This window comes from Bradyrhizobium sp. CCGUVB14, assembly GCF_024199935.1.
GTDB lineage: Bacteria > Pseudomonadota > Alphaproteobacteria > Rhizobiales > Xanthobacteraceae > Bradyrhizobium.
Genome location: NZ_JANADS010000001.1, coordinates 9,276,580 through 9,288,200, shown reverse-complemented (window position 1 = coordinate 9,288,200; position 11,621 = coordinate 9,276,580). Strand labels below are relative to the sequence as shown.

The 11,621-nt window shown below is 64.1% G+C and carries 13 protein-coding genes and 1 tRNA gene; 2 read left to right on the top strand and 12 right to left on the bottom strand.

The window, feature by feature from the left end:
* Window positions 1-19: 19 nt before the first annotated feature.
* From NLM32_RS43505 to NLM32_RS43495, 3 genes are all read right to left on the bottom strand, one after another.
* Entirely contained in the window at window positions 20-631 is a 612-nt protein-coding gene (locus tag NLM32_RS43505) for a glutathione S-transferase family protein (protein WP_254134775.1), read from the bottom strand.
* A 186-nt stretch (window positions 632-817) separates the two neighbouring features.
* A complete protein-coding gene (locus tag NLM32_RS43500) occupies window positions 818-1,660 on the bottom strand; it encodes a fumarylacetoacetate hydrolase family protein (protein WP_254134774.1) in 843 nt (280 codons plus the stop codon).
* Between the two features lie 193 nt (window positions 1,661-1,853).
* Window positions 1,854-2,705, bottom strand: coding sequence for an MBL fold metallo-hydrolase (locus tag NLM32_RS43495; RefSeq protein WP_254134773.1), 852 nt, complete (start codon window positions 2,703-2,705; stop codon window positions 1,854-1,856).
* Window positions 2,706-2,837: 132 nt separating this feature from the next.
* Here NLM32_RS43495 and NLM32_RS43490 point away from each other — a divergent pair, with 132 nt between their 5' ends.
* The gene (locus NLM32_RS43490; RefSeq protein ID WP_254134772.1) at window positions 2,838-3,269 is read left to right on the top strand and encodes a DUF3775 domain-containing protein; all 432 of its coding nucleotides are present in this window, start codon (window positions 2,838-2,840) and stop codon (window positions 3,267-3,269) included.
* A gap of 70 nt (window positions 3,270-3,339) precedes the next feature.
* Here NLM32_RS43490 and NLM32_RS43485 read toward each other — a convergent pair whose 3' ends face one another.
* The 5 genes from NLM32_RS43485 to NLM32_RS43465 all read right to left on the bottom strand — a co-directional run bounded on the left by NLM32_RS43485 (window position 3,340) and on the right by NLM32_RS43465 (window position 9,388).
* Window positions 3,340-4,329, bottom strand: coding sequence for an NADPH:quinone reductase (locus NLM32_RS43485; RefSeq protein WP_254134771.1), 990 nt, complete (start codon window positions 4,327-4,329; stop codon window positions 3,340-3,342).
* Window positions 4,330-4,521: 192 nt separating this feature from the next.
* A complete protein-coding gene (locus NLM32_RS43480; protein WP_254134770.1) occupies window positions 4,522-5,304 on the bottom strand; it encodes an SDR family oxidoreductase in 783 nt (260 codons plus the stop codon).
* Window positions 5,305-5,482: 178 nt separating this feature from the next.
* On the bottom strand, window positions 5,483-5,995 hold the full coding sequence (locus NLM32_RS43475; protein WP_254134769.1) for a CvpA family protein: 513 nt from the start codon (window positions 5,993-5,995) through the stop codon (window positions 5,483-5,485).
* A gap of 320 nt (window positions 5,996-6,315) precedes the next feature.
* The gene (locus tag NLM32_RS43470) at window positions 6,316-7,914 is read right to left on the bottom strand and encodes a GMC family oxidoreductase (RefSeq protein ID WP_254134768.1); all 1,599 of its coding nucleotides are present in this window, start codon (window positions 7,912-7,914) and stop codon (window positions 6,316-6,318) included.
* A 97-nt stretch (window positions 7,915-8,011) separates the two neighbouring features.
* On the bottom strand, window positions 8,012-9,388 hold the full coding sequence (locus NLM32_RS43465) for a coniferyl aldehyde dehydrogenase (RefSeq protein ID WP_375143661.1): 1,377 nt from the start codon (window positions 9,386-9,388) through the stop codon (window positions 8,012-8,014).
* A 380-nt stretch (window positions 9,389-9,768) separates the two neighbouring features.
* On the opposite strand from NLM32_RS43465, the gene NLM32_RS43460 reads away from it, so the two are divergent.
* A tRNA-Met gene (locus tag NLM32_RS43460) sits at window positions 9,769-9,845 on the top strand.
* Window positions 9,846-9,990: 145 nt separating this feature from the next.
* Here the strand turns inward: NLM32_RS43460 and NLM32_RS43455 are convergent.
* The 4 genes from NLM32_RS43455 to NLM32_RS43440 are packed head-to-tail and all read right to left on the bottom strand — an operon-like array spanning window position 9,991 to window position 11,531.
* Window positions 9,991-10,491: an isoprenylcysteine carboxylmethyltransferase family protein gene (locus tag NLM32_RS43455; RefSeq protein ID WP_254134766.1), complete on the bottom strand. Its 501-nt coding sequence runs from the start codon at window positions 10,489-10,491 to the stop codon at window positions 9,991-9,993.
* A gap of 31 nt (window positions 10,492-10,522) precedes the next feature.
* Window positions 10,523-10,777, bottom strand: coding sequence for a hypothetical protein (locus tag NLM32_RS43450; RefSeq protein ID WP_254134765.1), 255 nt, complete (start codon window positions 10,775-10,777; stop codon window positions 10,523-10,525).
* The gene (locus NLM32_RS43445) at window positions 10,774-11,319 is read right to left on the bottom strand and encodes an RNA polymerase sigma factor (protein ID WP_254134764.1); all 546 of its coding nucleotides are present in this window, start codon (window positions 11,317-11,319) and stop codon (window positions 10,774-10,776) included. Before NLM32_RS43445 ends, NLM32_RS43450 begins: the two co-directional genes overlap by 4 nt.
* Before the next feature lie 5 nt (window positions 11,320-11,324).
* On the bottom strand, window positions 11,325-11,531 hold the full coding sequence (locus NLM32_RS43440; protein ID WP_254134763.1) for a DUF2892 domain-containing protein: 207 nt from the start codon (window positions 11,529-11,531) through the stop codon (window positions 11,325-11,327).
* Window positions 11,532-11,621: the final 90 nt, after the last annotated feature.

Sequence of the window (11,621 nt, the reverse complement as noted above, 5' to 3'; positions counted from 1 at the left end):
TTCTCCCGGCATACTGTCGCTACGCGGCCGGTGGGACCGAGATCTTCACCGAGGGCCGCTCCAGCATCTTCTGGTGGAACGCGTCGAGTTTCGGATAGGCCTTGCGCCAGCCGCAATCGGCGAAGCGGAAGTCGGCATAGCCGAACACGCAAACGAGGCCGATCTGCGAGATGTCGAACGGGCCGTTCAGCACATCAGGCATGTTCTCGAAGCGCGCCATGCCGGTCCAGGCCCGGTTCCAGTGGTCGTCAGACCATGCCTGCCATTGCAGGCCCTGCGGCCGCACCATCTTCTCGTAGCGGCACAGCAGCATGGAATCGAGCATGCCGTTGATCAGCGAATGATTGGTCTTGGCCTTCCAGCGCCGCGGGCCGTAAGACGGGATCAAATTGCCGCCGGCCATCTCGTTGAGATATTCGACGATGACGTAGGAATCCAGGATGACGTCGCCGTCATTGGTGATGAGCACCGGCAGCTTCTTCAGCGGCGTGATCTTCGAATAGTCCTCGTTCACCGTGCCCGGCGCGACCGTTGCCGGCGTGAACTCGATCTTGTCGATCAGCCCGAGCTCGATCGCTGCGATGCGCACCTTGCGGGCAAAGGGCGAGGCGGCGGAGAAGGAGAGTTTCATGGGATGTCCTCTATCGAGACAGACGGTCCTCATCCTGAGGAGCGCGCCACTTGGCGCGCGTCTCGAAGGATGGACAACGAGGTATCTTCGCTCGTCACCCGGCGCGAACGTCGGGCGACTTTTTTCCTGGCACATCCTTCGAGACGCGCGCGTTGCGCGCTCCTCAGGATGAGGGAGGACGGCGACTTACGCCGCGACGATCTCCTGGCGCTGCTCGCCGAGGCCTTCGATGCCGAGCGTGACGACGTCGCCGACATTGAGGAAGGTCGGCGGCTTCATGCCGAGGCCGACGCCGGGCGGGGTGCCGGTGGTGATGATGTCGCCCGGCAGCAGCGTCATGAACTGCGAGACGTAGGAGATGCACTTGGCCATCGAGAAGATCATGGTCTTGGTCGAGCCGGTCTGGCGGCGCTGACCGTTGACGTCGAGCCACATCGACAGGTTCTGCACGTCCTTGATCTCGTCCTTGGTGGCGAGCCAGGGACCGACCGGGCCGAACGTGTCGTGCGACTTGCCCTTGGTCCACTGACCCAGGCGCTCGGTCTGGAAGGCGCGCTCGGAGACGTCGTTGCAGACGCAATAGCCGGCGACGTAGTTCAGGGCATCGGCTTCCGAGATGTATTTTGCCTGGGTGCCGATGATCGCGGCGATCTCGACTTCCCAGTCGAGCTTGGTCGAGCCGCGCGGCTTCTCGACCTTGTCGTTCGGGCCGGTCAGCGAGGTGTTGGCCTTCATGAAGATGATCGGCTCGGTCGGAATGGCGGCGCCGGTCTCCTTGGCGTGGTCGCTGTAATTGAGGCCGATCGCGACGAATTTCGAGATGCCGGTGACGGGCGCGCCGAACCGCGGCTTGCCGGACACGGCAGGCAGCGAGGCGGGATCAATCGCCGCCAGCTTCTTCAGGGACTCCGGCGAATAGGCCTCGCCGGTGAAATCCTTCACATGCGCCGACAGGTCGCGCAACTGGCCGGATTTGTCGATCAGGCCTGGCTTTTCCGCACCCTTTTCGCCGTAACGAACAAGCTTCATTCTGGTTTCTCCCTTGGGATGGACTGATCGGTTAAATAGCTTCATGGAACAGCGCGGCGGGAAATTCAACCGCGGAAAAGGGGTGCATTGCAGCCTCCCGATTCAGGCGCTCGTCGCTCGTAGGGTGGGCAAAGGCGCGGTGCGCCGTGCCCACCACTTTTCCCTGCAGCAACAGGTCGTGGGCAGCCAAATTCTACGATTGCAGCGCCACGAACCTGAACGCGTCGCCGTCCCGCTTGATGTGCCCGGCCGAGAAATGTCCGCCGATCACCAGGGTCGGGGTATCGGCAAAGCGCGAGAATATCGTGTGCCGGCTCGCCGCCGATTGGGCGGGATCGCTGTCGACGACGGAGCACCAGTCGAGATGCGCCATCTGGCAGGGATGATGGGCCACATCGCCGCTGAGCAGCCCCCGCTCACCGGCGGACTCGATCAGGACGCTCATGTGCCCGGGGCTGTGGCCGGGGGTCGGGATCACGCTGATCTCCTCGCAGAGCCGGTGATCGCTCGGGATCAAGTCGACCAGGCCCGCATCGACGACCGGCTTCACGGAATCGTTGAACACCGCGACCTTGTCCGGCTCGGCCGTATAGTCACGCCAATATTCATATTCGGTCTTGCCGAACAGGTAGCGCGCGCCGGGGAACGTCGGCACCCATTTGCCCCCGACAAGCCTTGTGTTCCAGCCGACGTGATCGACGTGAAGATGGGTGCACAGCACGGTGTCGATGCTGTCCGGGGGGAAGCCCGCCGCCGCCATGATCTCGAGGAATGGCGTGTCGCGGTTATTCCAGACCGGGACGCCGCGGCCCTGCTTGTCGTTGCCGAGCCCGGTATCGACCACGATCCGGCGCGACGGCGTCTCCACCACCAGCGAATGGATCGACATTTTCAGCCGACCCTCCTCGGTGGCGAATTGCGGGATCAGCCAGGGCAGTTTCCGGATTTCGTCGTTGGTTGCGGCCGGCAGGATGAAGCGGGTCGAGCCGACCGTCTCCATTTCGACGAGCTTGGTGATCTTGACGTTGCCGACCTGCCACTGCATCGGGCGTGCCCCTCATTTTCTTGCTTTCGCGAAAGATGCGGTCTTCCGCCGTCGAACGCAATGGATCATCTGTCGTGATGTTGCGTTATCCGGGGAGGCTGGAACCAGCCAAACGACCAGCAGGGGGAGCCCATGCCAGAGCTTGCGATTTCCGCCGACAAGGTCGCCTTCATCATCGAGAAGGCCCGCGAATTCGACGTCAAGGAAGCGGCCTCAGATCCGGACTCGGGCTCTAATCCGTCCGACGACGACGAGATTGATGTGCTCGAGGACAGCAATTCCGATCCGGTCGCAGCGGAGCTTTCCGGCTTCATCCGGGCGCTGAACGAGGACGAGCAGCTCGATCTCGTCACGCTGATGTGGCTCGGCCGCGGCGATGGCGATGTGGACGAATGGGACGATCTGCGCGAGCGGGCCGTGGAAGCGCGCAGCGAGTACAAGGCTCCTCGGCGCGAGACGGTTCAATATCTGCTGGGAGAGCCGATGCTCGGCGATCTCCTGGCCGACGGCATGGATGAGCTCGGCATCGACTGGAGCGACGAGCGGACGACGCCGGTGGCGTAGCGAGACGTCGTCATGCCGGGACAAGCCCGGCCATGACGGTTGTGGAGACTTCGAGCGACTAACTCGGTGCTCACCGCGCGCAGTCGACGATCACGGTGCCGAGCTTGTCACCCTTCTCGACGGCGAGATGGGCCTGCGCCGTATCCGACAGCGCGAACTGCGCCGCGACGTTGTGAAGCCGCGGCCCGGCCGCCAGCCATTTTGAAATGTCGGCCTGCGCCGCCGCGAGCAGCGCCGGCGGCAGCGCGAACAGCACGAGCGCGCGCAGGTTGATGCACTTCTCCATCAGCTCGCGCATCGGCACCGTCGGCGTGCGGTTGCCGTTGGTGGCGTAGACCGCGATGGTGGAATTCATCGCCATCAGTTTCAGCGTGGTGGCGATGTTGCCGCCGAAATCGACATCGACGACGCGGTCGACGCCGCGCCCGCCGGTGAAGGCCATCGCCTTCGCAACGACGTCCTCGTCCTTGTAGTTGACCACGAGATCGGCGCCCGCACGCCGGGCCTGCTCGCCCTTCATCGCCGAGCTGACGGTCGCGATCACCTGCGCGCCGCCCCACTTTGCAAGTTGCACCGCATAGTGCCCGACCGCGCCGGCGCCGCCGGTGACCAGAACGGTCTTGCCGACGATCGGCCCATCCGCAAACAGGCTGCACCACGCAGTCATCGCGGGGATGCCGAGCGTGGCGCCTTCCGCGAAAGAGAGAGTGTCCGGCAGCGGCGTCACCAGTTGCTCGGCAAGCGCGATGTATTCCGCCGCGGTGCCGAAGGCGCGGCCGTTGCGCTGGCCGTTGAACAGCCAGACCCGGTCGCCGATCTTGAAGCGTGTCACGCCGTCGCCGATCTGGTCGACGAAGCCGGCGCCGTCGCTGTTCGGAATCACGCGCGAGAATTCCATCGCGCGATAAGAACCGCCGCGCCTGCCGACATCGGCCGGATTGATGCCGGAGGCTTCCAGGCGAATGCGGACTTCGCCTGGGCCCGCGACCGGCGTCGCCATCTCACCATAGGTGAGAACGTCAACTGCCGGTCCCGTCTGCTCGTACCAGACCGCTCTCATCTCGGCTATTTTCCGGGTTGTGATTTTGTATGAAGAGGCGCGGCATCGGAATTTCACCTCTCCCTTGGGAGAGGTCGGCGCGTAGCGCGGGGTGAGGGGTTACGCTCTCACGTGTTGCAGCACCCCCTCACCCGATTTGCTGGCGCAAATCGACCTCTCCCCGCTGGGGAGAGGTTGAAGGCGCCACCGCCCTCACAGCGTGCCGGGGAAAGCGCCGCCGTCGAGCAAAATGTTCTGGCCGGTGATGAAGCCGGCCTTGGCGCCGCACAGGAAGGCGCAGGCATAGCCGAACTCGTCGGGCTGGCCGAAGCGGCCAGCCGGGTTGAGTTTGGCGCGCTCGGCCAAAATCTGCTCGGGCGTCGTGCCGCGCTTGTCGGCCTCGGCCTTCGCGGTGCCGGTCAGGCGGTCGGTCTCGAACGGGCCCGGCAAGAGGCCGTTGATGGTGACGTTGTTGATCACGGTCTTGCGCGACAGGCCGGCGATGAAGCCGGTGAGGCCCGCGCGCGCGCCGTTGGAGAGGCCGAGAATGTCGATCGGCGCCTTCACCGCGGCCGAGGTGATGTTGACGATGCGGCCGAACTTGCGCGCCATCATGCCGTCGACCGTCGACTTGATCAGCTCGATCGGCGTGAGCATGTTGGCGTCGATCGCCTTGATCCAGTCGTCGCGGGTCCAGTTGCGAAAATCGCCGGGCGGCGGGCCGCCGGCATTGTTGATGAGAATGTCCGGCTCGGGGCAGGCCTTGAGCACGGCCTCGCGGCCCGCGGGCGTGGTGATGTCGCCGACGATCTCGGTGACCTTCACACCCGGATAGGCCTTGCGGATGTCGTCGGCCGTCTTCTTCAGCGCGTCGGCGCCGCGCGCGGTCAGCGTGACGTCAACGCCGGCTTCGGCCAGCGAGATGGCGCAAGCGCGCCCCAGGCCCTTGCTGGATGCGCAGACGATGGCGCGGCGACCTTTGATCCCAAGATCCACAGTTTCACTCCCGAAAATAGCAGGCAGGTTTTTGGACGGGGCGCACTCTAGCCAACCTCGACGCCGCTGATAAGGGATGGAGCCGCGTCAAAATGCATGGCGCTCGCCGTGGCGATGCAAACGGGCATGATCCGGAAAAGTGTGCCGCGGTCTTCCGAAAAGATCATGCCCAAACGCTTTAGATACGCCGCTCCTGCTTGAGCCGGTCGATCGCGGCCGCGGCCTCCGGCGGCAGCGACTTGAAGCCCATCTGCCCGACCGCCGAGAACAGCGGCCGCAGCTGCGACCCGGCAAGGAAGGGGGGCTGGCGATTGGCCGGGACGATCTGGTCGAACACCAGCACCAGCGTGGTGGCGACGAGGCCGACCCTGATGGCGCCGAGCGCGGCGCCGCCGAGCCGGTCGCCGATCCCGGCCTCGCGGATCGTGTCGTCCAGCACGAAGCGGCCGATATATCCGAGCAGCATGCCGACCACCAGAAAGATGCCGAAGAACCAGATCCAGTTCTGGACCAGCGGCGCATTCGGATTGCCGGTGATCTGCGGCGCGATCATCGGCATCAGCGAAACCGCGATGGGAGCGGCGAGGAGATAGGCGAGGATGGTCATGGCGCTGCGCAGCAGGCCGGTCTTGAAGCCGAAGCCGATCGCGATAACGAGGGCGGCATAGACCGCCAGATCGAATTTGTTCATGAGCGAAACCCTGCCGTGGAACGAATGAACGCTGAACCGATCGTTCCGGTTTCAGATCGCTAAAATCGTCTGTATTCTTTCGCTCCAGCAGCTCGGGATTGTGTCGATTCAGGACTATTCGACGTCGGTAAAGAAAGCATCATCAAACACTATTGCCTCAATCGGTGACAGATACTCCGCTGTCGTCCCGGCGAAGGCCGGGACCCATAACCACAAGCAGTAGTTTGGCGATGACTCGTGGTTACCAGTTCGGCGCATCACGACGCCTCGAGAGTATGGGTCCCGGCCTTCGCCGGGACGACGATGTGGAGATAACGCCGCTAACTCACCCGCATCTCCGCCCTGATCATGTCCGCCGCCTTCTCCCCGATCATGATGGTCGGCGCATTGGTGTTGCCGCCGACCAGCGTCGGCATGATCGAAGCATCGACGATGCGCAGACCGTCGACGCCGTGCACCTTCAGCTTCGGATCGACCACGGCCGCCGCATCGGTGCCCATTTTGCAGGTGCCGACCGGGTGATAGACGGTATCGACGCGATTACGCAAAATGTTGCGGATGTCGTCGTCGGTCTTCACGCCGGACGTGAACATGTCCTTCTTCTGCAGCGCGCGCAGCGCGGGCGTCTCCATCAGCCGTCGCGTGGTCTTGAAGCCCGCAACCATCGCCTCGAGGTCCTCGTCCTCCTCCAGGAAGTTCGGATCGATCATTGGAGCGGCGAGCGGGTCCGCGCTCTTCAGCCAGACGCTGCCGCGGCTCTTCGGCCTGAGCAGGCAGACATGGCATGAAAAGCCAGCCTCCTTGTGCTTCTTGCGGCCGTGATCGTCGAGCATTGCGATGACGAAGTGCAGTTGAATGTCGGGAACGTCGAGGTCCGGCCGCGTCTTCAGGAAGCCGCCGCACTCGGCGAAATTGCTGGTCATCAGGCCGCGTCGCTCCTTGCGATAGCGCTGGATGGCGCGGAGCAGGGATGGCACCCGACTGATCGAGGCGTGAACGAAGTGCGGGTAGTCCGAGGCGTAGACGAACACGAAGTCCGGATGGTCCTGCAGATTGCGCCCGACGCCCGGCAGATGATGCGTGACGTTGATACCGTGCTTGCCGAGCATAGCGCCATCGCCGACGCCCGAGAGCATCAGCAATTGCGGTGACTGGAACGCGCCGCCGGCAAGGATCACCTCGCGGCGGGCGCGAAGCCGTTTCGTCTGCTTGCCCTGCACATATTCGATGCCGACCGCGCGCCCGCCCTCGAACAGGACTTTCGTGGCATGGGCCCCGGTCTCGACGCGCAGATTGGCCCGCTTGTCGATGTGGGGCTGCAGATAGGCGCGCGCCGCGCTCCAGCGCTCGCCCTTGTGCTGCGTCACCTGGTAGCTGCCGAGCCCTTCGTGGTCCGCTTCATTGAAGTCCTCGCGGATGCGGAATTGCGCCTCGCGCGCGGCCTGGTGGAAGATGTCATGGATCGGATTGTCCGAGCGCAGCCTGTTGACATGCAGCGGGCCGCCCTTGCCGTGATATTCGCCGTCGAAATCACTGTTGTTCTCCGAGCGCTTGAAATAGGGCAGCACGTCGGCATACGACCAGCCTTCATTGCCGAGCGCGGCCCAATGGTCGTAGTCCCATTTGTGGCCGCGGATGTAGACCATGGCGTTGATCGCCGAGGAGCCGCCGAGGCCCTTGCCGCGCGGTTGATAGCCGATACGGCCCTTCAATCCCTTCTGCGGCACTGTATCGAAGGCCCAGTTGGCCGCCTTGTACGGCAGAGCGAGCCCGAACGGCGTCGTGATCCGCCAATTGTCGTTCGTACCGCCGGCATCGAGCAGTGCCACGGACGTCGCCGCATCCTCCGACAGCCGCCCCGCCACCGCGCAACCGCCGGAGCCCGCGCCCACGACGATGAAGTCGAATGTGTCAGTCACTGATGTTTCCCCCTTATTGTCATTCCGGGGCGATGCGTAGCATCGAACCCGGAATCTCGAGGTTCCGGGTTCGCTTCGCGCCCCGGAACGACCGTCCCTACGACATGAACCGCATCATCTTCTCCAGCCGCGCGATCTTGCCGCCATAGGGCGGATAGAGATCGGCGAGGCGGTTGAATTTCGAGCGATAGAACACCGGCTTCAGCTTGCTGAAGGTGCGAAAACCCCATTCGCCGTGATAGGCGCCGGTGCCGGATGGGCCGACGCCGCCCATCGGCTGGTTGGCTTGCGCGAAGTGAAACAGGCAGTCGTTGATGGTGACGCCGCCGGAGACGGTGCGCGCCAGCACCTCGTCGCGCGCGTCGCGATCCCTGCCGAACCAGTACAGCGCCAGCGGCCGGTCGCGGCGGTTGATGAAGGCGATGGCGTCCGCGGGCGCGCGAATGCCGAGCACCGGCAGCACGGGGCCGAAGATCTCCTCCTGCATCGCCGCCATCTCTTCGGTGGCCCCGACGATCAGCGTCGGTGGGAATTTGCGGTGCGCCTTCCAGTTCGGATCGTCCGCCTTCGCCGGCTGCAGGATCTTTGCGCCACGCTGCGCGGCATCCGCGACCAGCGCTTCGAGCCGCGCATAATGCCGGTCGGAGATGATGGAGGTGTAGTCCTTGTTGGCGGGATCGGTGCCGAACATGCGCCGCATCTGCGCGCGGACCTTTTCAGTGAAGGCCTGCAGCGCGTCCTCCGGCACCAGCACATAGTCGGGCGCGATGCAGGTCTGTCCGGCATTGAGCAGCTTGCCGTAGGCGATGCGTTCGGCGGCTTCGTCGAGATCGGCCGAGGTATCGATGATCGCCGGCGACTTGCCGCCGAGCTCGAGCGTGACAGGCGTGAGATTGCGCCCCGCGGCTTCCGCCACCAGCCGCCCGACCCGGGTCGAGCCGGTGAAGACGAGGTGATCGAACGGCAGGTGTGCGAAGGCTTTTGCGATCTCGTCCTCGACCCCGGTGACGAGTAACTCTGTCGCATCGAACCTCTCGGCCACCGTCTCCCTCAACAGCGCGGAGAAGTGCGGCACGAGCTCGCTCGGCTTGATGATGACGCGGTTGCCGGCGGCGATGGCGCCGATCGCGGGCGCGAGCGTCAGTTGCAGCGGATAATTCCACGGCGCGATGATGCCGATCACGCCGAGCGGCTGCGGCATCAGCCGGTTGCGCGCGGGCAGGAATTGCAGTGCGGTTGCGACGCGCTGCGGCGCCATCCAGGTCTTCAAATGTTTTGTCGCATGCCGGATCTCGGAGAACACCAGCATCGTCTCGGCGATATTGGTCTCGACCGCCGAGCGGTGGCCGAAATCGGCCGAGATGGCCTTCCGGAACCGCTCTTCATTGTCCGCGACCACGGCGCGCAACCGCGCCAGCCGGTCGAGCCGCGCGGCGCAATCAGGCGCCGGCTCGGCGCGCGACCGCGCCGCCATGGCCCGGAAGCTGTCGTTGAGCGCCGCCAGCGGGGCGCTCGCCAAGGGGCGATCGAACGTGTTGTTCAAGGCGGTCCTCCCCAAATCGGCGTTTCGCCTCTGTTTTGTTGCCGCAAGCTGGCGGTTTGTGGAACTTCTGGCAAGTCCGTGGCAAATCGGCGGGAATCCGCGCCCGCAACCTGTCATAAAGTCGAAAAAAACGTCCCGGCGGCCCTTTCCAAAGGCGGTTCGGGTTGGTACATACCCCTCGCACCCGACGGGCTTTGCCCCGGGGTTGCCTTCCAGGGAAGCCTTCGGGACGGGAGAAGCAGCCACGCGAACAGCGTCGGCCCTCAATCCACCGTCCCCGGCCTTTTCGCAGAGGCAAAGCAACGATTTAACGCGGGGTGGAGCAGCCCGGTAGCTCGTCAGGCTCATAACCTGAAGGTCATAGGTTCAAATCCTATCCCCGCAACCAAATTCGGAATGACCGGTTCCGATACGAAAATGGCCCGCTTGATGCGGGCCATTTTTGTTTGGGGGCGGCGTTATCTCGCCTTGAACCCTGGTGTGTCGCGATCGGCCGGATTCAGACGTTTCGACCCCACCGAGCCTCAAATCGGTTAGACGGCTCGCGGAATGAGTCGGGGAAGCCAGCGCGGCACATCGGCGCAATAGCTTTCATACTCGGCTCCAAAGCTTTCGCGGAGCCCCGGCTCCTCAATGGCAACGACCCAAGCGTGAAAAAAGAGCCACATGAACGCACCGTAGCCGAGGAGATGCCAGTCAGCGAATAGCAGCGCCTGACCAAGAATGACGGCAACGACTGCAACATAAATCGGATTGCGCACATAGCGATATAATCCGCTCACAACGAGATTGCGTGGTGGCGCGATCGGCGCGGGCGTGCCTAGACCCTGCAACGCAAAGCGCGCAAACGAATCCAACAATCCTGGCACGCCGGCAATAATGAACGCTAGCCCAGCCAAGCGGGTCGCTTCGACGGCTAGGAAGGGTGGCCGAAATTCCCAATGCGTGATCAACCACGGGATGACACCCGCCAACACCGCCGGTGCAACGAGGAAAAACAGCGCGGAACCCAGGATTGCCGTGAGCTTCGACATGCGTCCCGTCCTTGTCGCAATGTTAATGCAGTCATGTCCGGTCAGCGCGTTCAGCGGTTGAATCGCGCCGGCCTTGCGAAAGCGTCTCGACCAGGCCGACTGTCCAGCACATTGGACATCCGCGCAGCGCGACGAGGGCGGCAACGCCCGCGCCAAAGGATAGCCAGGGGTGCGCGGTCTGGTGGACGATGGCCCAAGCGAGTAGCGCGGCCGCAGCCGCGCCGCGCATCAGGTGTGCGCCCAGGAAGGAGCTCCCGAACACGCCGACTCCACGAAAGTAATTCATGTGCTCTCTCGTCCGCTGTTCTTTGTGCCGAGCAGGTATTCGCGCACAAGTGCACGGGCGCGGCGAAGGCGGCTTTTGGCCGCTTCGCGCGTCACGCCGAGCCGCCCGGCGATTTCCCAGATCGTCAGATCTTCGAGGTCTCGCAGCAGCAGCACTTCGCGATGCGACGGCGAAAGCGACTCGATCGCATCGACCAGGTCTATGCGCAACTCGTCCGGCGGGACCTTTGCGAACTCGCGCGACGCTTCCAGGCTGGCGAGCTCCTCGACTCCGCGCATCAGCATCAGCGCGGGCAGCATGCAAAGGCGCGCGATGACAGTCACCAGCCAGCCGGCGAGTGCAGCTGGACTGCGGATCGTGCCCACGCGTCGGTACACGACGATGAGTGCTTCTTGCACCACATCTTCGATGACCGAGGCGCGGTAGCAAAGGCGCCGGGCGTAACGTCGAACGTCCGGCTGCAGCGCCACCAATAGCTGTGTCAGCGCGTGCCGGTCACCCGACTGTGCCGCGAGCAAGAGATCGTCTGATACGCGCGCCAAGGCGGTCACCCCTTGACTGGCTCGCGCCCGGCGATGGCGCAGGCGGGGCAATAACCGAACATGCCGGTGACCAGCATCACGACACCCGCGGCGCTGAGCAGTAGCCCGAGCGGCGAAGCGTGCAGCGCAACCACGCCGCAGATGAGCATCAAGCCCCCGCCGATCAGCCTGGCCGCGCGCCCCCACCCGCCAACGTTCTTCCTATACCACATGGTTCTGTGCTCCGGTTCGTGACGCGCCGCTATGGCGCGTTCACCCAGATGAGAGGGCGCAAATCCGGCGCCGGGGTCGCGGCACAAAAA

What these genes read in the sequence shown, in the direction of transcription:
- NLM32_RS43505 (WP_254134775.1), bottom strand. Translation starts at nt 631, where the DNA reads ATGAAACTCTCCTTCTCCGCCGCCTCGCCCTTTGCCCGCAAGGTGCGC.
- NLM32_RS43500 (WP_254134774.1), bottom strand. Translation starts at nt 1,660, where the DNA reads ATGAAGCTTGTTCGTTACGGCGAAAAGGGTGCGGAAAAGCCAGGCCTG.
- NLM32_RS43495 (WP_254134773.1), bottom strand. Translation starts at nt 2,705, where the DNA reads ATGCAGTGGCAGGTCGGCAACGTCAAGATCACCAAGCTCGTCGAAATG.
- NLM32_RS43490 (WP_254134772.1), top strand. Translation starts at nt 2,838, where the DNA reads ATGCCAGAGCTTGCGATTTCCGCCGACAAGGTCGCCTTCATCATCGAG.
- NLM32_RS43485 (WP_254134771.1), bottom strand. Translation starts at nt 4,329, where the DNA reads ATGAGAGCGGTCTGGTACGAGCAGACGGGACCGGCAGTTGACGTTCTC.
- NLM32_RS43475 (WP_254134769.1), bottom strand. Translation starts at nt 5,995, where the DNA reads ATGAACAAATTCGATCTGGCGGTCTATGCCGCCCTCGTTATCGCGATC.
- NLM32_RS43465 (WP_375143661.1), bottom strand. Translation starts at nt 9,388, where the DNA reads ATGGCGGCGCGGTCGCGCGCCGAGCCGGCGCCTGATTGCGCCGCGCGG.
- NLM32_RS43455 (WP_254134766.1), bottom strand. Translation starts at nt 10,491, where the DNA reads ATGTCGAAGCTCACGGCAATCCTGGGTTCCGCGCTGTTTTTCCTCGTT.
- NLM32_RS43450 (WP_254134765.1), bottom strand. Translation starts at nt 10,777, where the DNA reads ATGAATTACTTTCGTGGAGTCGGCGTGTTCGGGAGCTCCTTCCTGGGC.
- NLM32_RS43440 (WP_254134763.1), bottom strand. Translation starts at nt 11,531, where the DNA reads ATGTGGTATAGGAAGAACGTTGGCGGGTGGGGGCGCGCGGCCAGGCTG.